Source organism: Calidifontibacillus oryziterrae, assembly GCF_000331575.1.
GTDB lineage: Bacteria > Bacillota > Bacilli > Bacillales > Bacillaceae_J > Calidifontibacillus_A > Calidifontibacillus_A oryziterrae.
Genome location: NZ_ANOK01000004.1, coordinates 193,319 through 218,251, shown reverse-complemented (window position 1 = coordinate 218,251; position 24,933 = coordinate 193,319). Strand labels below are relative to the sequence as shown.

The 24,933-nt window shown below is 34.8% G+C and carries 23 protein-coding genes and 1 pseudogene; 9 read left to right on the top strand and 15 right to left on the bottom strand.

Going from position 1 to position 24,933, the window contains the following annotated elements; all coding sequences use genetic code 11:
* Positions 1–18 precede the first annotated feature (18 nt).
* The gene (locus D612_RS0104280; RefSeq protein ID WP_017754254.1) at positions 19–222 is read left to right on the top strand and encodes a hypothetical protein; all 204 of its coding nucleotides are present in this window, start codon (positions 19–21) and stop codon (positions 220–222) included.
* A 165-nt stretch (positions 223–387) separates the two neighbouring features.
* Here D612_RS0104280 and D612_RS0104275 read toward each other — a convergent pair whose 3' ends face one another.
* Together D612_RS0104275 and D612_RS0104270 are read right to left on the bottom strand one after the other, a co-directional pair.
* Positions 388–648, bottom strand: a complete 261-nt coding sequence (locus D612_RS0104275; RefSeq protein ID WP_017754253.1) for a metal-sensitive transcriptional regulator — start codon at positions 646–648, stop codon at positions 388–390.
* A 119-nt stretch (positions 649–767) separates the two neighbouring features.
* Positions 768–932 (bottom strand): hypothetical protein, encoded by a 165-nt coding sequence (locus D612_RS0104270; RefSeq protein ID WP_233274981.1) that lies wholly within the window; start codon positions 930–932, stop codon positions 768–770.
* Between the two features lie 441 nt (positions 933–1,373).
* Here D612_RS0104270 and D612_RS0104265 point away from each other — a divergent pair, with 441 nt between their 5' ends.
* On the top strand, positions 1,374–1,583 hold the full coding sequence (locus D612_RS0104265) for an alpha/beta-type small acid-soluble spore protein (protein ID WP_017754251.1): 210 nt from the start codon (positions 1,374–1,376) through the stop codon (positions 1,581–1,583).
* 60 nt (positions 1,584–1,643) lie between these two features.
* Here the strand turns inward: D612_RS0104265 and D612_RS0104260 are convergent, their stop codons facing one another.
* Positions 1,644–2,219 (bottom strand): hypothetical protein, encoded by a 576-nt coding sequence (locus D612_RS0104260; RefSeq protein ID WP_017754250.1) that lies wholly within the window; start codon positions 2,217–2,219, stop codon positions 1,644–1,646.
* A 284-nt stretch (positions 2,220–2,503) separates the two neighbouring features.
* On the opposite strand from D612_RS0104260, the gene D612_RS18945 reads away from it, so the two are divergent.
* From D612_RS18945 to D612_RS0104245, 3 genes are all read left to right on the top strand, one after another.
* Positions 2,504–2,641 (top strand): FbpB family small basic protein, encoded by a 138-nt coding sequence (locus D612_RS18945; protein ID WP_017754249.1) that lies wholly within the window; start codon positions 2,504–2,506, stop codon positions 2,639–2,641.
* 1,000 nt (positions 2,642–3,641) lie between these two features.
* On the top strand, positions 3,642–6,170 hold the full coding sequence (locus D612_RS0104250; RefSeq protein ID WP_017754248.1) for an EAL domain-containing protein: 2,529 nt from the start codon (positions 3,642–3,644) through the stop codon (positions 6,168–6,170).
* Positions 6,171–6,344: 174 nt separating this feature from the next.
* The gene (locus D612_RS0104245) at positions 6,345–8,453 is read left to right on the top strand and encodes a methyl-accepting chemotaxis protein (RefSeq protein WP_017754247.1); all 2,109 of its coding nucleotides are present in this window, start codon (positions 6,345–6,347) and stop codon (positions 8,451–8,453) included.
* Between the two features lie 29 nt (positions 8,454–8,482).
* Here D612_RS0104245 and ribD read toward each other — a convergent pair whose 3' ends face one another.
* Entirely contained in the window at positions 8,483–9,574 is a 1,092-nt protein-coding gene (gene ribD, locus D612_RS0104240) for a bifunctional diaminohydroxyphosphoribosylaminopyrimidine deaminase/5-amino-6-(5-phosphoribosylamino)uracil reductase RibD (RefSeq protein WP_017754246.1), read from the bottom strand.
* Positions 9,575–9,781: 207 nt separating this feature from the next.
* Between ribD and D612_RS0104235 the strand changes: the two genes are divergently transcribed.
* Entirely contained in the window at positions 9,782–9,997 is a 216-nt protein-coding gene (locus D612_RS0104235) for a hypothetical protein (protein ID WP_017754245.1), read from the top strand.
* Between the two features lie 283 nt (positions 9,998–10,280).
* Complete coding sequence (locus D612_RS0104230; RefSeq protein WP_017754244.1) at positions 10,281–12,461, top strand: malate synthase G; 2,181 nt, start codon at positions 10,281–10,283, stop codon at positions 12,459–12,461.
* 239 nt (positions 12,462–12,700) lie between these two features.
* Here the strand turns inward: D612_RS0104230 and D612_RS0104225 are convergent, their stop codons facing one another.
* The 4 genes from D612_RS0104225 to D612_RS0104210 form a co-directional block, all read right to left on the bottom strand.
* A complete protein-coding gene (locus D612_RS0104225; RefSeq protein WP_017754243.1) occupies positions 12,701–13,600 on the bottom strand; it encodes a LysR family transcriptional regulator in 900 nt (299 codons plus the stop codon).
* Positions 13,601–13,715: 115 nt separating this feature from the next.
* On the bottom strand, positions 13,716–14,654 hold the full coding sequence (locus D612_RS0104220; RefSeq protein WP_017754242.1) for a manganese-dependent inorganic pyrophosphatase: 939 nt from the start codon (positions 14,652–14,654) through the stop codon (positions 13,716–13,718).
* A 134-nt stretch (positions 14,655–14,788) separates the two neighbouring features.
* Complete coding sequence (locus tag D612_RS0104215) at positions 14,789–15,397, bottom strand: DedA family protein (RefSeq protein WP_017754241.1); 609 nt, start codon at positions 15,395–15,397, stop codon at positions 14,789–14,791.
* A gap of 211 nt (positions 15,398–15,608) precedes the next feature.
* A complete protein-coding gene (locus D612_RS0104210) occupies positions 15,609–16,418 on the bottom strand; it encodes a tyrosine-type recombinase/integrase (protein WP_017754240.1) in 810 nt (269 codons plus the stop codon).
* Positions 16,419–16,636: 218 nt separating this feature from the next.
* On the opposite strand from D612_RS0104210, the gene D612_RS0104205 reads away from it, so the two are divergent.
* Positions 16,637–17,794 (top strand): TIGR04053 family radical SAM/SPASM domain-containing protein, encoded by a 1,158-nt coding sequence (locus D612_RS0104205; RefSeq protein ID WP_017754239.1) that lies wholly within the window; start codon positions 16,637–16,639, stop codon positions 17,792–17,794.
* A 300-nt stretch (positions 17,795–18,094) separates the two neighbouring features.
* Here D612_RS0104205 and D612_RS0104200 read toward each other — a convergent pair whose 3' ends face one another.
* Positions 18,095–18,295 (bottom strand): cold-shock protein, encoded by a 201-nt coding sequence (locus D612_RS0104200; RefSeq protein ID WP_017754238.1) that lies wholly within the window; start codon positions 18,293–18,295, stop codon positions 18,095–18,097.
* A gap of 215 nt (positions 18,296–18,510) precedes the next feature.
* Here D612_RS0104200 and D612_RS0104195 point away from each other — a divergent pair, with 215 nt between their 5' ends.
* The gene (locus tag D612_RS0104195) at positions 18,511–20,799 is read left to right on the top strand and encodes a nitric-oxide reductase large subunit (RefSeq protein WP_017754237.1); all 2,289 of its coding nucleotides are present in this window, start codon (positions 18,511–18,513) and stop codon (positions 20,797–20,799) included.
* Between the two features lie 118 nt (positions 20,800–20,917).
* On the opposite strand, the pseudogene D612_RS17850 reads toward D612_RS0104195, so the two are convergent.
* The 6 genes and pseudogenes from D612_RS17850 to D612_RS0104165 form a co-directional block, all read right to left on the bottom strand.
* Positions 20,918–21,553 (bottom strand): annotated as a pseudogene (locus D612_RS17850) (SpoVR family protein); the annotation flags it as partial.
* A gap of 34 nt (positions 21,554–21,587) precedes the next feature.
* Positions 21,588–22,298 carry a hypothetical protein gene (locus D612_RS0104185; protein ID WP_017754235.1) on the bottom strand — a complete coding sequence of 237 codons (711 nt, stop codon included), beginning with the start codon at positions 22,296–22,298 and terminating at the stop codon, positions 21,588–21,590.
* A gap of 3 nt (positions 22,299–22,301) precedes the next feature.
* The gene (locus tag D612_RS0104180; protein WP_017754234.1) at positions 22,302–22,796 is read right to left on the bottom strand and encodes a hypothetical protein; all 495 of its coding nucleotides are present in this window, start codon (positions 22,794–22,796) and stop codon (positions 22,302–22,304) included.
* Positions 22,789–23,619, bottom strand: coding sequence for a ParA family protein (locus tag D612_RS0104175; protein WP_017754233.1), 831 nt, complete (start codon positions 23,617–23,619; stop codon positions 22,789–22,791). The genes D612_RS0104180 and D612_RS0104175 overlap by 8 nt, the downstream gene beginning before the upstream one ends.
* 507 nt (positions 23,620–24,126) lie before the next feature.
* Positions 24,127–24,624, bottom strand: coding sequence for a DUF3368 domain-containing protein (locus D612_RS0104170; protein ID WP_017754232.1), 498 nt, complete (start codon positions 24,622–24,624; stop codon positions 24,127–24,129).
* Positions 24,617–24,916 carry a UPF0175 family protein gene (locus D612_RS0104165; RefSeq protein ID WP_017754231.1) on the bottom strand — a complete coding sequence of 100 codons (300 nt, stop codon included), beginning with the start codon at positions 24,914–24,916 and terminating at the stop codon, positions 24,617–24,619. The genes D612_RS0104170 and D612_RS0104165 overlap by 8 nt, the downstream gene beginning before the upstream one ends.
* Between the last annotated feature and the right edge of the window lie 17 nt (positions 24,917–24,933).

The window sequence follows — 24,933 nt, the reverse complement described above, 5'->3', positions numbered from 1 at the left end:
ATAGTAAGGAGGGACAACATGAATGCAAATAAAAATAAAGAAATAGAAAGATTGTATCGTAAAGACTCGAAATATGAGGGTCGTGACCGTTATTTCATGGATGTCGAACGGATGATCAGTGGCGGTCTTGCTAATGGTACAGTCATTACTAGACATGAAAAAAAGCAAATTGAAGAGACCATTGACTTAACTGCTGAAGAACCACCACAAAAAGCTGAATGACGAATAACAACAGAATGCTAAATAGCTTAAAACAACCCGATAAAAAAAATGTACTATCGAAAATAAAAAAGGCGCAAGCGCCCTGATTAGCGTTAGCGACGTATAAACTAAGAGCGCATCGACTAAGATAAAGGAGCTAAACCCAAAACTGGTTTAGCCCCTCTTTTATCGACTCTTAACAATCATTTGAATTGCCTCGTTAATTACTTCATCTGCACTCTCACCTTGTTCCGCTTGGTTTCGAATACAATGCTCTAGATTTTTGGCAACTACATAGCCAATAGCTCGATCAATTGCGGACCTTGCGGCAGATAGCTGAGTAATTACATCTTTACAATCTTTATCTTCCTCCATCATACGGAGAATTCCTCGAACTTGTCCCTCTACTCGTTTTAAGCGATTTTTCATATCTTGAGGATATTGCATTTACATCACCATCCTTCATAAATTACCCCTGCTGGTACTTGTATACTTTATTATAGTATACGTTCTTCATTTGTAAAATAATATCCTCTAAATCTTATCAAAAAAATATGATTTATATCTTATAGTTCATATTCGCTAATTAGCACTGTAGTATTAGTATTACACTTTTCACAATAAAAAACATGCGGACAACTATGCTCTTTCTGATCAGTTGGATAGCCATCAAATAGCTTCATCCCCTCAATATCTAAATATGCACTATAATCATCAAAAAAGTCCATCAATCTACCGTGATCATCCATTATTGTCTTACAATTATTACACGTAAAACTTAATTGAGAAAATTGGTTGCATAATGGGCACACATGCATTATAGGACTGCTCCTTTTTAAAAATATATACATTCAGTATGTGTATATAACTGACATCTAAAACAAATACACAATACCAATAATTTCAAGTATTTAGAACGAATAGACGATAAAAAACAACTAAAACTACTACTAAATTGTACAAGACTTCAATGAAGAAGCTTAAATAAATCCTACTATTACCAATAATAAAAAAATCAAAAACGGGTAACTTAATAGTAAATAAAATATTATATTGAATTATTTTTTTCATTATGGGGTTAGCCACTTGAGGCAGTATTTCGAAACTGTTGGGTAAAACCCGACTAACCCCACCATAAACAACACGAAAATTCTAAAGGAGTGAATACAATTATGGCAAACAATAGCAGTAGTAACCAATTATTAGTACCTGGTGTTTCTCAAGCTATCGATCAAATGAAATATGAAATCGCTCAAGAATTCGGTGTTAATCTTGGTGCAGATACTACTTCTCGTGCTAACGGTTCAGTTGGTGGGGAAATTACTAAACGTCTAGTATCTATGGCACAACAACAAATGGCTGGCACACACGGTCAATTTTAATTAACTTAATATAAATGGCTTCGGTCCCATGCTTTTAGCTTGGGACCGATATTTCTTTTCTTATTTTTTTCTAAATACATTTGCTTCAATCCATTGCCGAAGCTCTTTAAAATTATCAACCTGATCGCGCTTTAACGTAATGGGATGATCATCAACCATTTCAATCACATCGATAAAATGATTTGTTTTAACTACACAATATCCTTTAAAAGGCGTAACAATGATATTCTTTTCAACAATCCTTTGTTTGTCCTTTAAATAGTATGCCATTATATTTGAACGTTGCTTAGCTGTTAATTTCCAATCAACAGGCACATTATACGGGACCTCAACTTCTTTTTCTTCTTCTGCCTTTTCTATTTTGGCAGGCTCCTCAACGATTTCTTTTGATTGATTATTTTCAATTAACTGATTATCAGGTGATGGAACAATTGCTTGACCCTTAATATCATTTAATAATTGCAGCACCTTGCCTATCCCAAAAAAGAGTATTCCGCTCGATACGGCGATCATTATCATAATAATGCCCTCTGCTAATTGTTTCACCATAAATACGGAACCTAGTATAAAACCTACTGCTGTAAACACAATGCTAATTAAAAACAATAAACCTGATAAAGATAGTTCATTAATCATATCTGTAACCCCCATCAACCTTTACACCATTGGCTTGTGAATAGTGAACTCTATTTCAATTTTACCATACTACCTATATTACACCAGTCCGTTAAAAAATTTGTCATAACCGTTTACTAAACAAGTTAAAGTTTTTTGAAAATTGTTAACATATTGTGAATTATCTTCAATTCATCGACAGTTCGTGACACAAATCACATCTACCACAAATAGAGCCATCCTATAATAGATTTGTAGGAAATTTTAAGACAATTATTAAAATAATTACCGAGGAGGATATAACATTGAAGAAAAAGCGACCAAGTTTTCACGACTTAGTAATGAAAAATAAACAAGAACTAATGGAGAACAAGGATGAACTAGATCGGATCGAAATGAAATTGGAGAGAAAGCATGCCAAGCTACTTGTTGGTAATAAATAGATAGATTTGTTTAGAGATTTCCACAAAGCACAAGTACTGAAATAACAATAATAATTCGTGAAGTGTATACTGTTATCAGGAACAAAAGCTATAGGCGCCCTGATTAGCGACGTATAAACTAAGAGCGCATCGACTGAGATAAACAAAACACGTCGAGGGACGAGTCGATGTTGACTTATCGCAAAAGAGATGAGCGAAGTTTACTAGTCGCTGGGCGCTGGAGCTGGACGACTACTCTCTGTGTTATAGTAGTTATTCACAGGATCAAATTTTATAATTTCCTAAACAGTAAATAAAGGTAGGCTTTTGCCTACCTTTTACACTTTTTCCATTATCGACAGAGCATTTTTAGAAAAAAGTTTCAAAAAAACGAGTAATTCCCCATAATAAATCAAAAATATGGCTAAATGCTATAACGAATGAAACTGATATTACGATAATCGAAAATATCACCATATATCGGACCCATACACTCTTTCTCATAAAACTTTACCCTTTCTTCGTACAAGCTTCTGTAATTCTATTAAAATAAAGGCTGTGTTAAAGCGCAATGTTGATTTTTATATTTATATTGATTGTAGCGACGGGCGGCGACTCCAGCGGGAATAGCATGAGCTGAAGATCCCGCAGACGAGTTTACGAGTCGAGGAAGCTGAAGCCGTGCCCGCTAAAAAGCGTCCGCCCATAGCGAAAATCAACAACCGAGTTTAACAGAGCCAAAATAAAAAATTTGTCATTTGCCTATAACCACTTTTTATTATACTTAAAATTTGCGCTATTTGTAACTTACATACAGTCTTTATTCAATAATACTTATAATATATTTTTCATAATTCATTTATTTTTTTAATTTGTTGAATATTATCTATGTTTTTTATTGTATAATTATGGTGATATTTGGATGAAGTAGGTGTAAGTATGAACTACATATTACAAAGGTTCTTTTATTATATAAATATTTATTCAACAAATAGCATGTTGGACAGGCTGGAGGTACGATATGGATATCAAAGAGAAAAGCAATAAATTATCGTTTCGTATCTGGTTGTCAATGAATATTCTTGTTCTACTTGGCATTATCTCACTTAGCAGTATTTATCTTTTTAATGAAAGTAGGCATATTGAAGAATCATTAAGAACAGAAGGAAGAACAGCAGCAAGTACACTAAGTTCAGCAATTGCGTTGTCAATGCTCCAAGAAGACTTTAGTGCCATTTCACCGTTAGCATATTCTTTGTTAGAGCAGCCAAACATCCAGTATGTTATTGTTAAAGATAAAGACGGTACGATTGTCAATCAAAAAGGTGATACATTAACAAACAATAATTTACTTATTGAACAAATCCCATTAATCTACTTCAATTCAAATTTAGGGGAAATTGAAATTGCCCTGAAGGCAGATTCATTAATGATCGAGCGTAGACGTATTTATACGTATACCATTCTTCTAGCATTATTTGTGTCTGCTATTACAATGATCGTATCAGTTTTAATGAGTAAGAAATTATCAGCTCCATTAAATGCACTTATGAATGCAGCCAAAGAATTGATCGAGGGTAAGAGGCACATAAATGTTAAAGAAGAAGGTACAGAAGAAATCAAATCACTCAGTATTGTTTTTAATCAAATGGCAACAACAATTGAAAAAAATGAAGAAAATTTAAAGAGAGAAATTAACAATGCTACTAGTCGTCTTTCTGAAAAGGTTAAAACGTTAAAGACACTAGGTAATATTTCACAATCTGTGTTGACTCAATATTTAAACCATCAAGATATTATTAGTATTATTTTAAAAGAAATAAAAGCGTTTATTAACCCTGATAAAATATCAATTTCATTGTTTACGGATGATCGTGATGATAAATTAGAAATTTATGTCTTAAATAATCATGACAGGATAATAATCGAAGAAATTCATTTAAATGATAGTCCCATCCGTTTAGTGAAAGACATGAAGCAACCTGTTATTCGTAATGATTTAAGTTTATTAGATTTACTTCCACGCGAAAAAACATTGCTTAAGGAAGGCATCCATTCCACTTTAATGATGCCATTAATCATTCACGATCGAGTGATTGGTACCTTAAATATCGGGAGTTATCAAAAAAATCAATACAGCTTAAATACGTATAACCAACTAACTGTTTTCACAAACCAAATAGCAATTGCATTAGATCGCGTTTCAGCTTATGAATCGTTACAAGACTCAGCATATCACGACTACTTAACAAAATTGCCTAACTATCGATATTTTAAAAATAACTTAGATAGGGCAATAGATGCAGCTAATGTTAGTTTAGAACCTACAGTTCTTGCCGTAATGTTTCTAGACTTAGACCGTTTCAAAGTAATAAATGATACGTTAGGTCACGATTTTGGCGATCTCCTATTAAAAGAAGTCGCTAAAATTATCCTTAATAGCGTTAACCCAGATCATACAGTTGCACGTATTGGCGGTGATGAGTTTATCGTGATGCTTCCAAGAATTAAAGATGGCAATGAAGCGATATTGTATGCAAAAAAGATTACGGAAGCTATTAATCAGCCGATCACGATAAACGGTTATGAGGTCCATATAACCGCAAGTATGGGAATTGCGCTTTATCCAGTAGATGGTCGGGACGCAAATACATTAATTAAGCATGCCGATACTGCTATGTACAGGGTCAAAGAGTTAGGGAAAAATAATTATTGTGTTTATTCTCCAATTGAGAACGACCCATCATATGAACAGCTAGTTTTTGAAAATGAATTACGTAAAGCATTAGAGCGTAATGAATTCACTGTATACTATCAACCGAAAATTAATATCCAATCTGGGAAAATTAGCGGTCTCGAGGCTCTTGTGCGTTGGCAACATCCGGAAAAAGGATTAATATCTCCTGGTAAATTTATTCCGATTGCAGAGGAAACAGGTTTAATAATACCTATCGGAGAATTTGTATTGAGAACAGCATGTGAAAAATCTGTTGAATGGCAAAAGAGAGGATTCCCACCGTTTGTGGTCTCTGTTAATTTATCTACAAAACAGTTTTTACAAAGAGATCTTGTTAAGACAGTAGAAACAATCCTAAACGAAACAGGCCTAGATCCTAATTTATTAGAGCTTGAAATAACAGAAAGTATGACAATGGATGTTAAACAAGCCACAAGTATACTTGAGCAACTTAAAGGTATTGGAATCCAAATAAGTGTAGACGATTTTGGAACCGGCTACAGTTCACTGAACTATTTAAGGATGCTGCCAATTGATCGTTTAAAAATTGATAAATCTTTTATCAATGGGATTACTTCTAATTCTGAAAACGCAGCAATTGTCTCAACCATTATTAATATGGCCTATAATCTTAAACTCCATGTGATTGCAGAGGGTGTAGAGGAAGAGAATCAAGTTCTTTTCCTTCAAAAAAACAACTGCGATGAAATCCAGGGATATTATTTTAGTCATCCATTACCTGCAGAAGAATTAGAGAAAAAGTTTCCAGAGCTTGAAAACACTGCAAAAACATGGTCTAAAATAAATTCTTAATAAAAATTTAAATTTTAAAAAAATCTACTGCTGGTTGAATAAAACCAGCAGTTTTTTAATACAAAAAATTATACTTTGTTCACAAATATTTGCGTAAAATTTCGACATCATCCGACATTATTCGATATTTTTATAATATAATTGAGAAAAACATCTAGTGTGGAGGGGCGAATTATGAACTTTATATTATCACCATTTGTAGCAATTATGAATCGATTAAAGTATTTTCAAAAGTTTTTACTAATCTTTTTGCTATTTACTGTCCCCATAATTAGTTCTTTAGCTTTAATAGTATATAACATTCACAATGATATTAATTTTGCTAAAAGCGAACAAATCGGTCTTGAAGGGAACATGAAGCTTCAAGCACTTGTGCAAAACGTACAGCAGCATCGAGGTCTTTCCGCTGGATTTCTTGGTGGAAACAAAGGTAATAAAGAAAAAATGGCTGAAAAGCAAGAGCAAATTCAAAGCAATATTGAAGCCATTGAACAATATTTAACTAGCAATCAGGAAGTAACCCTACATAGTGATGATTGGAAAATAATCAGAGCAAATTGGGATAGCTTAAGAAATGAAGTAGAAACTTTGACGGCACCACAATCTTTTGATCGCCATACAAATTTAATTGCAACCGTTTTAACATTAGCATCTGCAATTTCAGACTCGACCAACCTATCACTAGACTCTGATGTAATTCGCCATCATCTATCTAGAATAATTACGAATGAACTCATAAATGCTACTGAATACATGGGACAAGCTAGAGCAGTTGGTTCAAATGTGTTAGCAGCCAAAACCATTACCACAGATCAACAATTTAAGCTCTCCTATCAATCACAATTAATGGCTCAAAATTTGAGCGGTGCTGAACACAGTATGGGGATTGTTCTTAACGCTAATGAGGAAGCACGCCAAAATATTTCAGCTCAATATAACGAATCTATGAATGCTTCAAAAAACTTCAGCCAGCTCATTAGCAATGAAATCTTAAATGCAAATGAATTTACGTATGATTCTACAAAATATTTTGATGAGGCAACAGTTGCTATCGATACGATCTTCACCGTTATTGATTCTAATGCCACTCTACTTAATAATCATTTAGGAAAACATATAGATAAATTAGCATTCCAACGTACTATTGTAATTATTACTAGTGTAATCGCAACACTACTTGCGATCATACTCTTTATTGCATTTTATAAATCAATAAAAGAAAGCATCGAAAGTATCAATCGTTCTACTACAAAAATTTCAGACGGTGATTTAACTGAAAGAATTCAACTAACCACTAACGATGAAACAAAAAAAATCGAACTATCAATTAATAATATGATGGATACAATCCAAAAACTTATAAGTGCAAATCAAAAACTATCCTATGAGTTATCTTCATCTGCCGAGCAATTATCATCTAGTTCTGATGAGTGTGCACGTTCTTGTGAACGCATTGCTGAAGTTACACAGACGGTTGCATATGGTTCTGAAAAACAAATGGAGTCCGTTCATGAAGCCAATGAATCGATTAAATCAATGACAGTTTATATCCATGAAGTTGCGGACAATAGTGATGAGATGTTAGAAATGTTCGAGCAAACTGCCAATTCTACCGAGAAAGGCGTTTATATTGTAAAAGATGTTTTAACTAGTATGAATGAAATTAATGAAACTGTACAAGGAAGTGCCCAAACTATTAAAAACCTAGGTGACAGTTCACAAAAAATCGGTGAAATTGTCTCACTCATTACGGATATTGCCAATCAAACAAATTTATTAGCATTAAATGCCGCAATTGAAGCAGCCCGTGCTGGAGAACATGGAAAAGGCTTTGCTGTAGTTGCTGAAGAGGTACGCAAGCTTGCAGAGCAATCAAATCGATCAGCAGGGCAGATTTCTAGCTTAATTACTGATATCCAGAAGGAAACAATTCAGGCTGTTCATTCAATGGAACAAGGAACGAATAAGGTTAATACAGGGCTTAATATGGCGAATCAAGTGAATGAAGTATTCCAGAGCATTAATGCAGCTATTCAAAATGTAACTCATAAGGTTAAACAAGTATCTACTGCTGTTGAAAAAATATCTAGCCAAAGTGACCATATTAATGATGCGATGGACAAGGTTAGGGTAACTGCTGAAGATGGGACTCATGCTAGTCAAGAGTGTTCTGCTGCAAGCGAACAACAGCTCGCTACTATGGAAGAAATTTCAGCATCTGCAGCAGCTTTATCAAGTATGGCAGAAGAATTGCAGACTTTAATTGGCAAATATAAAGCGTAACCGAAAAGGCTGTCCACCCGGACAGCCTTTCATTCATGATCCCAAATCGGTGAGGACACGATTTTAATATCTTCTCCAATTTGTTCAATTGATTTTATTTTTTGTTGAATAGCATTGTTCATCATTCCAATTCCCTCACCACCAATTGATGTTGGTGCATTTGCACCACAAACAATTTTTGGAGATATATAAGTGACGATTTCATTTACTACTTTGGATTGCATAAAGCTTCCTAGGATTTGAGGTCCACCTTCAACAAATAAGGATGAAATTCCTTTTTTCCCTAGTAGCTTTAATAGGCTCACAATATTTATTTTTTCTTCAGCAAGCTGAATGATTTCAACATTTTTTGATTTCATACTCAATACTTTATCAGTAGGTGCATACCTACTAACAACAATCCACGTATCTACACAATGATCATTAATTACTTTTGCATCAAGGGGTGTTCGAAGATTTGTATCCAGAACAATTCGAATGGGGTTTTTACCGCCTAACGGGAGCCTTGTTGTTAAATATGGATCATTTCTTAATATAGTATTTACCCCAGTTACTACGGCGTCATGCTCATGTCGATATTGATGGATATCTAATCTAGTATCTTCACATGGAACTAGCTGGTCCCCTGCTATCGTTGCTGCTTTTCCATCCATCGTCATTGCAGCCTTTAAAGTGACATACGGCATTCCTAATTTAATAAAATGGAAGAAAACTTTATTTACTTCATCAGCCTTCTCCTTTAAAACACCAATATCAACTTTTAAACCTGCAATTTTGAGAGATTTTACCCCTTCTCCTTTATGTTTTGGATCCGGATTTAAAGTAGCAATGACTATCCGATCAATTTGGCTTGAAATAATCATGTCAATACAACTTAAACTACGACCATAATCCACACTTGGTTCTAAGGTAATATATAACGTCGCATTTCTTGCCTTTGCTCCTGCCATCTGTATAGCTATAATTCCAGCATGAGGATCTTCAGCCTTCAAACTTGCACCTAACCCAACAATTTGGTGATCTTTTACTAAGACAGCACCAACTAAAGGATTAGGACTAGTTTGTCCTTTTGTACTTTTTGCTAATTGTAATGCAAGCGTCATAAAATCTAAATCTGTCATATTATCACCTTATTAGTAGTTTGAAAGAACCATGCTTATTACCTCGCAAAAATTATGGCTAATTTTAGATTAAATGACATTCTAAGCATGGTCAATCTACTTGACGTGTCGAATTTGTGAATTATAGCACAAACATTTTTCTCTTCGTTTTTTATGTGAATTTCATGGTAAAATTAATATAAAGAAAGACGAAAGAAGGAGATTACTTTGTTTCGTGTCGGTGCATCTTTTGTCCTTGGCTTTGTTTTAATTGTAATTGAATCCTTTATTGTCATGCGCTTAAAACATTATAGTACAATTTATTTTAGTTCAATTGAACAGTTTGTTGGTATTTGGGCAATGAATTTCTTTTTAGTTTTCACAAAAAAAACAGACATTAACAATTGGATACATGACCGTCAAAATTCTAAAATGCACCTTTAAAACATACTACATAAAGCCTGCAGCATAGGATATGCAATATCTTCTGATTGAAACACTTGCTAATCCCTATACAGCAGGCTAATTATGCACTACTATGCGTGTTTTACAGAGTCTATAACTAAATCGAATAATAACTATTCGAAATATGTATTTTATTGAATAGAAAATACACCTTATAATAAATAGTACATCGAAAAATGTGAATAGTAGGGCTTGAATTTTCAAAATATTCAATTTAATAATTGTACCTTACTATTGTTTATTTGAAGGGGGAATTTTTGAAATGACGGATTATGTAAAAATCGGCAATCTCCAGGTCGCACCCGTTCTTCGGGATTTTATTAATAATGAAGCACTTCCAGGTTCAGGAATCACTTCTGAACAATTCTGGAGTAGCTTTGAAGAAATTATTTCTGAGTTAGCTCCAGAAAACAAAGCTTTATTGCAGGAACGTGATGTGCTTCAGGCCAAAATAAATGAATGGCATAAAGAAAATAAAGATAACAGCGATTTCCAAAAATATCGTTTGTTTTTGGAAGAAATTGGGTATGTTGAACCAGAAGTAGAGGACTTTCAAATTACAACTGAAAATGTCGATGATGAAATTGCAGTCCAAGCTGGACCGCAGCTAGTTGTTCCTGTTGATAATGCGAGATATGCAATTAATGCTGCAAATGCGCGCTGGGGAAGTTTGTACGATGCACTTTATGGAACAGATGCAATAAGTGAGGATGACGGCGCATCAAAAGCTGGTTCGTACAATCCGATTCGTGGTAATAAAGTAATTCGCTATGCAAAGGACTTTTTAGATCAAACAATTCCATTAAATAGCGGCTCACACAAAAATGTGCTTCAATACTCAATCGTTAATAATTGTTTATCTGCTTCACTAGAAAATGGCGAATTGACAACTTTAAAAGACAATACAAAGCTAATTGGCTACCAAGGAGAACAAGATAATCCATCTGCTATCTTATTGAAAAACAATGGCCTTCATTTTGAAATACAAATTGATCGCGTACACCCAATTGGTCAAAGTGATCAGGCTGGGGTAAAGGATATTTTAATGGAATCAGCTGTAACAACAATCATGGATTTGGAGGATTCGATTGCTGCTGTTGACGCTGATGATAAAGTTCGTGCCTACCGTAATTGGTTAGGTCTTAATAAAGGGGACATTGCGGCGACATTCACAAAAGGAAAAATAGAAATGACACGCGTGCTTAATTCTGATCGTGTCTACACCACACTAGCGGGTAACACAATTACATTACATGGTAGATCATTGTTATTCGTTCGTAATGTTGGTCACCTAATGACAACCAATGCAGTTTTAGATCAAAATGGTAATGAAATCCCTGAAGGAATTATGGACGGTATCATTACTAGTTTAATTGCTAAACATAATCTCCTTGGCAATGCAAAATATCAAAATTCTGCTAAAGGCTCTATATATATTGTTAAGCCCAAAATGCATGGTTCAAAGGAAGTGGCCTTTGCAAATAAGCTATTTGACCGAATTGAGGACATGTTACAATTAAAACGTAACACTTTAAAAATCGGCGTAATGGATGAAGAAAGACGAACATCTTTAAATTTAAAAGCATGTATTCGTGAAGTAAAGGAACGAATTGTATTCATTAATACCGGTTTCTTAGATCGGACTGGTGATGAAATCCATACTTCAATGGAAGCAGGTCCGATGATCCGTAAAAATGAAATGAAATCATCAATATGGCTACAATCGTACGAAAAATCAAATGTATCAGTGGGACTTATGTGTGGCCTACCGGGTAAAGCCCAAATCGGTAAAGGTATGTGGGCAATGCCAGACTTAATGGCGGAAATGCTAAAACAAAAAATAGGTCATCTAAATGCCGGCGGTAATGCAGCATGGGTACCTTCACCTACTGCCGCGACATTGCACGCACTACATTATCATCAAGTTAATGTGAAAGATGTTCAAGCTGAACTTGCTAAAAGCATAAAGGATTTTCGTAATGAAATTCTAACGGTTCCAGTACAAAAAAATCCAGTTTGGACTGCCGAAGAGATTCAGCAAGAACTAGAAAATAATGCTCAAGGTATTCTTGGTTATGTTGTACGTTGGGTTGAACAAGGGGTAGGATGTTCGAAAGTACCTGATATAAATAATATTGGCTTAATGGAGGATCGGGCAACGCTCCGAATTTCTAGTCAACATATGGCTAACTGGTTACATCATGGTATTTGCACAAAAGACGAAGTCATTGAGACTTTAAAGCGTATGGCTATTGTTGTTGATAAACAAAACGAAGGTGATTCCGCTTATCGACCAATGGCACCTGACTATGATAATTCTGTCGCTTTTCAAGCGGCGTGCGATTTAATCTTTAAAGGCTATGACCAACCAAGTGGTTATACAGAACCAATATTACACAAACGACGCATCGAGGCAAAAGCTAAATTTGCCGTAATTCAATAACATAAAAAAGGCGCAAGCGCCCTGATTAGCGACGTATAAACTAAGAGCGCATCGACTGAGATAAACAAAACACGTCGAGGGACGAGTCGATGTGTTGACTTTTCGCAAAAGAGATGAGCGAAGTTTACTAGTCGCTGGGCGCTGGAGCTGGATTCCAAAGCGCAAAATTATGCTTTCTTAACTTTTAAAAAACGGGTCCGATATGCACGTAATGCATATCGGACCCGTTCATATCATTTTTAAATTGCTGTTTCATCTTCAAGGTATTGTTCAGACATCGCTATAAATTCACGAACTGCAAACGATAAATATTTATTTTTCTTCCAAATCATCCCTAGCTCTAAACTAAGCTCAGAAAACGGAATCGCTTTTGATACAATTTCTTTATTTTTTATTTCATTACATATCTTACTAGGCAGTAAAGCTACTCCTAATTTCGCCCCCACCATTTCTACAATGAAATCCTTTTGTGAAGATTCACAAGCAATAATTGGAGAAAAACCATTTCTCGAGCAAACATCAATTATTCGATCATAAAGTGAGAAATCCTTTCGATATAAAACAAAAGGTTCATTCTGTAAGTCTGAAAGCTGAATAACTTCCTTTTTTGCCAATGGATTTTCCTTATGCATAATCGCCAATAATGGATCATTTAATAACCGGATTACCTCAAACATGTCACTCTTGATTGGGATATTGCAGACTAATCCAATATCTAACGATCCATCCTCCACCCCTTCTTTTATCTTTTTTGATCCAACCTCAGTTAAATGAATTTGTACTAAAGGGTAGATTTCTTTATATTGGCTGATCAGCTTTGAGAAAAATGCAGCCCCCATGATAGGTGGTATTCCTATTTTTATTTCACCTTTTTTTAAATTTGAAATATCGGTAAGTTCCGAAGTTAGATTTTTAAACGCATCTAATACATGTTTAGCATTCACTAATACAGCTTTACCAGCATCTGTTAATTCTAGTTGTTTTGGAGAACGATAAAATAATTGTACACCTAACTCATTTTCTAAATTTTGAATTGCTTTGCTTAATGAAGGCTGCGAAACATGCAACGTGGAAGCAGCTTTCGTAAAGCTAAGTAGCCTTGCAACCTCAGAAAAATACTCTAAATGGCGGATATCCACAAAACTCACCTCTTATTTTGCTGCTTCCTTTATTATAATCTTTTTCCAACTAGAAAAGGAGCCAAAAAAATGAAGCGCTACCTCAGTAAACCGAGATAACGCTAAAAACAGAAAATTATCTAACTAAATTGTTAAATGTATCGGTTAATTGTGGAATAATTTGTTTCTTCCGTGAAACAACACCCTTTAAAATAGCTGTATTATTATTTAACTTCACATCAAAGGCTTCTTCAACATTAGCTGTTGCTTTACCAATTGCTAAGGCAACTGAATCGCTATTTAAAATATCAGTGATGACGAACAAAAATAAATCTAAATTCTTAGCGACAACCTCTTTTGTAATTGCCTCCTCTAATTCACCCTGACGGCTAAGTACCTCACTAGTATCAACAGTGTTCACTTGTGCTACTTGTACTTTTGAACTACCCATTTGAAACTCTTTTGAGTCAAGTGAAATTAATTCGCTAACAGTTTTATCATTTAAATTTGCTCCGGCTTTTAGCATATCTAAACCGTACGTATCAATATTAACTCCAGCTATTTCAGCTAACTCCCTAGCAGCAGCGATGTCCTCTTCTGTGCATGTCGGTGATTTGAACAATAATGAGTCTGAAATAATTGCAGATAACATTAATCCAGCAATTTCTTTTTGAATTGTAATGCCTTTTTCCTTATACATTTTATTTAATATTGTTGCTGTGCAACCAACTGGTTCCGCTCGAAAATATAAAGGATCCTTCGTTTCAAAGTTTGCAATTCGGTGATGATCAACAACTTCAAGAATACGGACTTCGCTGATATCATCTGCACTTTGTTGGCGTTCGTTATGATCAACCAAAATGACACTATTTACTTCTTTGGCTACAGCTTCAACTAATCGTGGTGCAGCCATCTTGAAATAGTCTAATGCATATTGAGTTTCTGCATTAATAACCCCTAAACGAATAGGCTCTGTCTTAGCACCTAGCTTATTTTTCAATTCAGAATACGCGATTGCAGAACAAATCGAATCTGTATCTGGATTTTTGTGACCAAGAATAAACACTTTTTCCATTTAGTTCTCTCCTTTAAACTTATCCAAATAAGTAAACCGTTTCTTCGATTTCCATTATATATATTATCACTTTTTTTTTATCATATCATTACACAATTTCATCTGGTACAGAAAAAATTTTCAAAAACTAAGTGTTATTCGATTTGTTGTTTCTTATCGGGTTTTGTTGTCTTTTTCGTTTTCCAAACATAAAACACTACCCCAATAAATATGATTAGTCCTAATCCATACCACCCATATCGATAAACATAAGAACCGATCACATTAATATATGCACCAAATTCGTAGCCAATTAAAAAATATATCGAAGTCCAAATCAATGCATTTGAATATGAGTAAAGCGCGAATGTTCGATAGGGAAAATTATTAGTACCTAAAATTAATGGAATTAAATGCCTTGCTGTTGGAAAGTAGTAACTAATACATAACGAGAAAGCTCCGTGTTTTTTAATCATGTCTTTCGCATTTTTCAGTTTATCAGAATGAATTCTTTTCTTCGTTTTTGCTAGTCTGTCTCCAAATCTCCCCATACAATATAAGGTCGTTAAGCTTGAAATTACCCCTAAATAAGTTATAACAAACGTAAAAATTGGATGAAGAACACTTTTATTTGCAATTAAACCACTTGTCATGACGATCACTTCGTTTGGAACAGGGAAACCAAAAAAACCAATCCACAATATTAAATATAGTGCTATATAACCGTATTCTTTTATATAAGGCAACAAAATATTAAAATCCAAACGATCATCTTCTTTCCTAATTCGGTAACCTAAATTAGTATTTTAGAAAATTAATGACTTATTGCTAATATTGTAAAACTTCTATAAGATTTCTTCAATTTATAAATTATGAACAACAAAAAACAGCTCTAAATTAATTATGAAATAGAGCTGTTTTTATAAAAAAGACTAATCCAAGACAAAGCGCCCGTGTGTTTCGTTATAAAATATATTATGCACCTTTGATTTTGTACCTTTTTGTTATATTAATATCATTATGTCCAGCTAGTTGCGCAACGGTGGCAATATCGACACCCTTTTCAATGAGATCGTGGCAAAAAGTATGTCGTAATTTGTGAGGATTTATATTGTACTTTTCAAGCATGTACTGGATCGAGCGTGTCGTTAATCTTTTATTTTGCTTTGAAATAAACAATGGACCTTGGTAGTCTTCACTTAGAGAATCAATATAGTTCTTAATAGGCTTAAGAGCATCTTCGGGTATTGGAACCGTTCTCTTTGCACTCCCATTTAGTATCACAATATTTACATTCCCTTTATCGCCTGCTATTTCAACATGACTACGGTCTAAATTACAAAGCTCGGACAAGCGAATTCCAGTATACAGTAACATATATACAATCGCTATATTGCGAACATCTTTATCTTTTTCAACCTCTTGTAAAAGAGTCGCTCTTTCACTTTTATTTAAAAATTCAGGTACAGTTTGATATATATTTTTTTCCTTTTCTTTTCGATGAATATTTTCAGTAATTTCTGATCTATTTATAAACTGCGTATAAACCCGGATTGTTGCAAAAATTTTATCAATCGTTGCAGCACTTTTTCCTTCCATTTCTAGTTCATTCATATAGTCTTGGACAATAGACTTATTCAGTTGTTCAAGACTTTGACCTCTTTCTTCCAACCATAAACGAAATTTCTGAATAACACTAATATAAGTTTTTACTGTATTCGGTGACTTATCTTGCTTTAATAACCATTCTTCAAATTGATCAATAGTACTAACATCAGTTGTCAAGATGATCCCCCCTCTAACAGTCTTTATGCTTTATTATACACTTTAAGTTCGTAGAAGTAAAATAAAAACTGCCCTTTAACTGCCCTTTAAACGAAGCATCTATAATTTTTGTAAATTTATTGTAACAATCAATCGATTCATAGTGTTGTTAAAAATTCTATACTTGTTATATGACACTAGTTTTTGAAGTAACTATAAAAAAGGTTAGGTGATAAATATTGGAAAGTAAAGGTCATCCTCACGGTCATCCACAGCATATTTCAATTGATTATAACGAAAATCCTTTTATTGTAATTTGGGAGGTTACAAGAGCCTGCCAATTAAAATGCGTTCATTGTCGAGCTGATGCACAAACAACACCAGATCCAAATGAGCTAACCCATGAAGAAGGAATACAGCTAATTGACCAAATCTATGAAATGAACAATCCAATGCTAGTATTTACCGGCGGAGATTGTATGATGAGAAAGGATTTAATTGAACTTGCAGATTATGCAATCAAGAAGGGTATGCGCGTTTCAATGGTGCCGAGCGCAACTGATAATGTAACAAAAGAAAAGATGAAGCAGGCGAAAGAAGTTGGTTTATCTCGTTGGGGTTTTAGTCTAGATGGGCCAACGCCCGAAATACATGATCTTTTCAGAGGTACACCAGGTTCATTCGATCTTACATTAGAAAAGATAAAATATTTAAATGAACTAAATATGCCTTTGCAAATTAATACAGTTATCTCTCGCTATAACTACGATCATTTAGAACAAATGGCGGAATTAATTAAAGATTTAAAGGCAGTAATGTGGTATATTTTCCTTTTAGTACCGACAGGGCGCGGCCAAATAAAAGATTGCCTAACACCTGCTGAACATGAAAAGGTATTTAGATGGTTGTATGACCTTAGTAAAACAGCCCCATATGACATTAAAACAACAGCTGCACAACATTACCGTCGGGTTGTTATTCAAGAAAAAATGAGAGATCACCTTGTTGATAAAGGTGATATCAAGTATGAAGATTCAATTACAACCGACAGTGCTTCTTTGATTGACGGTATAAAGCGCGCTCCTAAGGGTGTTAATGATGGAAATGGTTTTATTTTTGTTTCTCATACTGGTGACGTTCTTCCAAGTGGCTTGTTACCTATAAAAGTCGGCAATGTCCGCGAACAACCGCTTGCTGAAATCTATCGTGAATCCCCTGTATTAAAGGAGTTGCGTAATCCGGACATTTACAAAGGGAAATGCGGTATTTGTGAATTTCGTTACGTTTGCGGTGGTTCAAGATCCCGAACATACGCGATAACTGGCGATTATCTTGAGAGTGAACCATTCTGTGTTTATATACCACAAGCATTAAGAAAAAAGGAACATACTAAATAATAGAAATACCCCTTTTGCGAATCGAATGCGGCTCGCTAAAGGGGTATTATATTGCTTTTTATTCTTCCATTAAAAAAAGCGCAAGCGCCCTGATTAGCGACGTATAAACTAAGAGCGCATCGACTGAGATAAACAAAACACGTCGAAGGAAGAGTCGATGTTGACCTATCGCAAAAGAGATGAGCGAAGTTTACTAGTCGCTGGGCGCTGGAGCTGGATTCCGAAGCGCAAAATTATATACTTTCTTATCTTTTAAAAAAGAGGTGTCCGCTTTTCATTGGACACCTCTTTATCTAAACATTATACTTTTTGGACGTTTGTCGCTTGAGGTCCTCGTTGGCCATTTTCAATTTCAAAAGTAACCTCCTGGCCCTCATCTAATGTTTTAAAGCCTTCGCCTTGAATAGCTGAGAAATGAACAAAGACATCTTCACCATCTTCCCTCTCAATAAATCCAAAGCCCTTTTCACTATTAAACCATTTTACTTTACCACGTTCCATTTTTTTGTTGCCTCCTAGCTATTGTAAAAGAATTGCAATTTTCACTTGCCTTTTTAGTATGTCCATAAAAATTTATTTAAAACAAAATTTACTAAACATTATTTTCTAAAAGTTATTTTGTTAAAAACTCTTACAGCGACTGCATTATTTATTGTTAGTAATTCATGCATATAAATCTCAAAAAAGGAAAACTTAACCTTAAAAGGAGGATTGAAATGAGTTACAAAAAATTATGGATTTCTTTAAGCCTTGTTATTATTATTTCCTTTGCTATTTTAGGGTATTATGGAGGACGAATTTATCAAGTTATGCCACCCATTCCCGATCGAGTTGTTACAGAAGACGGCACACTGTTGTTCACTGGACAAGATATTAGAGATGGGCAAAACGTTTGGCAATCTATAGGCGGGCAAGAGCTTGGAAGTATTTGGGGACACGGTGCATATGTTGCACCTGATTGGAATGCGGACTGGCTCCATCGTGAATCACTGCTACTTTTAAATAGATGGGCTGAGGTTGAATTCGGCAATGATTACGAGGCACTTAATAACGAACAACAAGCATCTCTTAGGGCGCGACTACAAGAAGAAATGCGCACAAATACGTATAATGAAAAAACGAAGGAATTAGTCATATCTTATGACCGCGCTGATGCATATGATTATTTAAGCAATTATTATGCAAGACTTTTTATGGATGATCCTGAAATCTCCGATTTAAGAGACCATTACGCTATCCCGATTAATACGATTAAAGACGAAGATCGTATGGACGACTTGAATACTTTTTTCTTCTGGAGTACGTGGGCAACAGTTACGAATAGGCCAGGTGAGGATGTCTCTTATACATATAACTGGCCTAGTGAAGAGCTAGTCGGCAATCGTCCAACAGGTGAACTTATTATATGGTCTGTTGTTAGTTTTGTAATGCTTCTCGCAGGAATTGGTGCGCTTGCTTGGTACTTCGCGGTGCAGCGTCATAAGGAAAGCTCACTCCCAGAAGTATATCCGGAGAAAGATCCACTTTTAGGTTTATCAGCGACACCTTCCATGAAAGCAACATTAAAATACTTTTGGGTTGTTACCGCACTTGTCGTTGTTCAAGTTGGCCTTGGAGCTATAGCAGCCCACTATGCAGTTGAAGGAGCTGGTTTTTATGGAATTCCAATTCAAGAATGGCTACCTTATTCTGTTGCTCGAACATGGCATACGCAATTAGGGATTTTATGGATAGCAACAGCATGGCTAGCTACTGGTTTATTTATGGCACCTGCTGTTTCAGGATATGAGCCAAAGGGGCAGCGCGCATTAGTCAATTTCTTATTTATATGCTTGCTTATCATCGTAGTCGGTTCAATGGCCGGGCAATGGATGGGCGTAGCTCAAAAATTCGATAATACAACAAACTTCTGGTTTGGACATCAAGGCTATGAATATGTCGACTTAGGGCGATTTTGGCAAATCTTTTTAACTGTCGGACTTTTTCTATGGTTATTTTTAATGGGACGAGCATTGCTTCCAGCATTTAAAAAATCAAAGGAAGATCGACACCTATTAGCAATGTTTCTCTTGGCCGCATCAGCAATTCCATTGTTCTATATCCCAGGATTATTATGGGGACAGCAAACACATTTAGCAATGGCAGAATATTGGCGCTGGTGGATTGTTCATTTGTGGGTAGAAGGATTTTTCGAAGTATTTGCAACAGTTGTAATGGCGTTTTTATTTACACGAATGGGGTTGTTACGAACATCAACCGCGACTGCATCCGTCCTTTTTTCAACAACCATTTTCTTATTTGGCGGGATTATTGGAACATTTCATCATTTATATTTTAATGGTGCCCCGTTAGGCCTCATTGCTTACGGAGCAGTATTTAGTGCATTAGAGGTTGTACCGCTAGTACTAATCGGTTTTGAGGCATATGAGAACTTAACATTAAGTCGGACAAAACCATGGGTTGTAGCATATAAATGGCCAATCTACTGCTTCGTTGCAGTTGCATTTTGGAATTTAGTCGGAGCTGGTTTATTTGGCTTTTTCATCAATCCACCAATTGCACTTTATTACATGCAAGGCTTAAATACGACACCACTTCATGGCCACACTGCCCTGTTCGGTGTATATGGGATGCTGGGCTTCGGACTTATGCTGTTCTGTTTAAAAGGACTTACCGGACAACGCGTATGGAAGACGAAAGTGCTCAGCTTTGCCTTTTGGGCCATCAATATCGGACTGGCGTTAATGGCATTATTAAGCTTACTGCCAGTAGGATTATTACAAACTTGGGCAAGCTTCGAACATGGCATGTGGTATGCGAGATCTGCTGAATTTTTACAGAAAGATATTGTCCAATTCTGGCATTGGATGCGTGTCGTTGGTGATACGATTTTTGCAATTGGCGTATTGGCTTTAGGATGGTTCATTCTCGGACTCAAAACCGGTTGGTCATTAACAGATGAAACACATGATTACAGCACAAATACAAAGTCTGTTGAAAAATAAATTTGTTGTTAGTGAAATAAATGGAAATACAGTAGACCATTATGTATAGTGTAGTGCAGTTTATTGTAAGTTTTACCAAAAAGGAGCTACCGATTCTCGGCAGCTCCATCCCCTATTCCTATAAATATTTGCGATGCATGTTTTTCCCATCATACGTAAATAGAACATTTTTGTTTTCAACAACAGTTTCCATATGCACAGATCGACCCCATAGCTGATGAATATATGGTAACACTTTCTCTAAATATTTAATGTCAAGCTCGATTCCTTCATACCAATGCTTTAAATATAGCTCCCCATTCTTCAAGAAGTCACCGTCATTAACTGTAATATAAGGAAAGCCCCCGTTTACCCGCATGTTAACAAGCTGGTCACGAATATTCTTCCACTCTTTATCGATGATTTTATAATCTTTTCCTTGCTTTTGAAACAAATACATATCCTCACGTAATACTAAATCCTTCGTCAAATAGTTTCGTATAAACGAAATATCAGACTCAACTTCGCGAACCTCAAAGATTTTTTCCCTTCCTGAACCAGGCTTTACACCTTGTTTCTCCATTTCTTCTGTAGGATTATTATAGCGATCCTCGATATCTTCAAATATTTTCAAACCTAAATAATATGGATTTATTGAAGTACGTGAGGGTTGAACTACACCAGCATTCAACTTTGCAAATTCAATCGCTTCATCTGAAGTTAACTCCATTTCTCGAATGATGCGAGCATGCCAGTACGAAGCCCAGCCTTCGTTCTGCTAAGGTGCTTATTTTTTAAAAAATGGTTAATTAATCTATTTCCTCATGATTTTGCTTTTTTATTGCAAGAGGGATTGTATCAAAAAAGTTGGTTCTATTTATAGGATGCATATTATATATGCTAGCATGGAAATTAATTAATACTACTCCAAGAAACATATTAACGGTTGATAAATATAGTTGAGAAAACTGCTCCGATGTTTTTGGATTAAACCTTGGAAGCAACTTAAGTGTGTCTACTGAAATTAAATTATCAATAGTTGCAGTATGAGTTGTCATGCAAAGCATCTTATAATTACTGTGTATTATAGAAAAATACTCCTCTTTTCTAGTATTACCTTTAAAGAAAGGATGATCTTTTGCCAAATCAAATAATTTATACATGCTTTTTTCTTTAAACACTTCGTCATCTGTATTACCCAATATAGCCTTGATATATGTTTCAATAGAACTTCTTAGTAACATTTCAGCTGGCTTATAAGTGCCGTTTACCCAACAAAAAAGAGATTGTATTAAGTCTGAACCACTTTCCTTTAAATAATCTAATGATTTTAGATCTATAAATTTCTCTTGAGAATTTTGAAACTCAACTTCTGCAATAAAAGTTAAAAATCCAAACACTTTTTTATGCATAGAAGTTAATCGTTCTTTAAATATGTGATTAGAAAGATACGCACCAAAATTATAATTTTGAAAAAAATCAATGAGTTGTTTGCAGTCTTGGGATATTTCTCTACTCATGTTCTACTCCGTCAACTTTTGAATTGTTTCGTTCCATGAAAAATTATTATTTATTTGTGCTTCTTTCACCTTCGTGAGCTTTTCTTCATCACCAGTTAATTGGGTTAACGCTCGAACTAGTTTTTCTAATTTTGAATCACTTAAATTGTCAGTTTCACATACTATATGTCCAATTAATTCAATTCTAGAACGTTTGGCATTAGAGGATACATCAATATCCAATACCTCATTTGCAAATTGTATAATACTAGAATTTAAAGGAAATAAACTTCTATCTTTAAATAATCTTGGTAAAACTCCTATTAGAAAATGAATATTAGGATTAGGGGATACATATTTCTTTTCAACAGGGCCAATGTTAACTGGATCATCTAGTAATTCTCTTAAGATGTTGGGAACTTCATTAAATTTAAAGTTCCTTTTTGATTCAAATAACCAAATAAATTCTTCCAAAAAGTTAATCGCTTTATTTATTTCACCCTCCTGTTTTTTATTCATTATCATCAGTCCTTTCAATAAGTTCTTGCACTATACTTGTTAAACTTCTTTTTAATTCTGAATCCCCTATATCTAAAATAAATTCCTGTTTTAATTGGGTACGTGCAACTTCAACCCGTTTCAAGAGGTGGTTTTTGTAGAGCTTTCCTTTCCATCTCTTACTATTTGTAATACTATTTTTCGCATTTTTAAAAATTTTTGTATGTGCTTCCGCTATAGTAAACACCAAACCACAACATTTAATAGTTAGCCCGAAGTTCTCTGTTTTTTCTGATATTATTCCATGTAATAAATCTATTCCTGTTAGACTGATAGGATCTGGTTTAACTGGTATTAAATAAAAATCTGATGCAAGTAGTGCACTTGTCATCCAAACAGATGGAGTTGGCGGAGTATCGATAATCACATAGTCATAATTTTTCTCCCTTAAATAATTTTTTATACGATACTCTCTTCCTTGACCAGGAGCCATTTCCAACTTATATAAATCTAATGCACCTGGCAGCAATTCAAACCCTCTTAATGTTTTATAGGTTTTAATATCACCCAAACTTTTGGGTTTGTTAACCTTTTGCCCTTCAACTATACCTACTGTTGGGCGAAAACTCCTATCAAACACATTAACCACTGTATCATTTCCGTCTTTTAAATACTTAACATATTCCTTACCGCTCATCAAACACTGAGTAGCGTTAAATTGAGGATCAACATCTATTACTAAAACACTTTTACCGTGTCTTTTATATAAACAATCAGCAATATTAATAGCTAAGGTAGTCTTGGCAACTCCACCTTTCATATTTATTAGACTAATAACCTTCATAATCATCTCTCCTTAAACCCTAAGTATTCAGGAATTTCCAACATATATCCATCGAAATTCTAAATTAAATGAAAATTTACATATTACAATAAAAAAAAAATAGTATATTGCCATAAAATCTGTCCGTATGAAAATGAATTACTGACTAAATCATATTATCTTGTGAGCTTTGAACTTCCAACATTTTTAGTGGGATACTAACAAAAAACAGTAACCTAAAAGCAAAATAAATTATATAATCAATCTTACATTGGATTTACTTAGTCACCTAATAAGATTATAAATGAAAATTTTTGTCCAAACTATTTAATAAAGACTTGTCCAAGTTTACCAAGGGACGGGGCTTAAACCTGTGATATCAATCTAGGCAGTTAGGTAGGTTTAGGATATCAAGGCTTATTTGCAGATTTCACTTTGCGATAGTTGATTTCAAATAATATTAAACAACCTGGTATCTTAAAGACCTCTATAATTAAAGACATAAAAGATATTCTTACGACTAACCGCCTACCCTTCTCCAACCTCTTGTAATACTTGGTTTATCATTTTTTTAGATATTCTAAATTTCTTCGAAACAAGTATATCTAAAAACGGTTTTATCTCTTGAATTTTCCCCTTAGCTTTAGCAAGTTTTAAAATTCCCAGTATGCCAAGTGGCTTTAGCAAAAGTGCCTCTGCAAAATTTCTTGCTGAAATTTCATCAATAATAACTACACTTACTCCTAATTCTTTCCCACCAACGATTACCTCAAGTTCCCCTCTATGTAACCGACCATAAGCTTTTGAAATAAAGTCCTGATCTTGGACTTGATAAATTCTTATATACCCTTCTGCCACTGCATTTTGTAATTCATATTTACCAATCGCATGATCGCTGCTTTCGATAACAACCTCATTGTATACCTCTTGCGGAATATAGATATCAAATAATTCCCATAACAATTCAATTTGGCCAATCATAGATAACCCAATAATAGGGCTTGTATTACTTATCGCTTTAATCATGCATTCCATCTTCTCTTAATAGAAATTCGATAGTTTCATCGTCTTGTTTCTTGTGTTCATCCGTATACTCAGCCCAATGAATGTTATGATTGATCAAAACCTGAATAAAATCCGCTATGCTTTTTCCCGCAAGTTCAGCCGCGCGTGCCAATGTAACCTTTTTTGCAGTAAATAAGTAAATGGCTAACGACAAATTAACATCCTCATCTATGGAATCATCATGGATTCCTTGTAAAAAAGGCAAGAAGTCTGGATTTATCCCAACCCTTGCTTTTGGTTCTTCCATAGCCATGATACCAACCTCCCTGA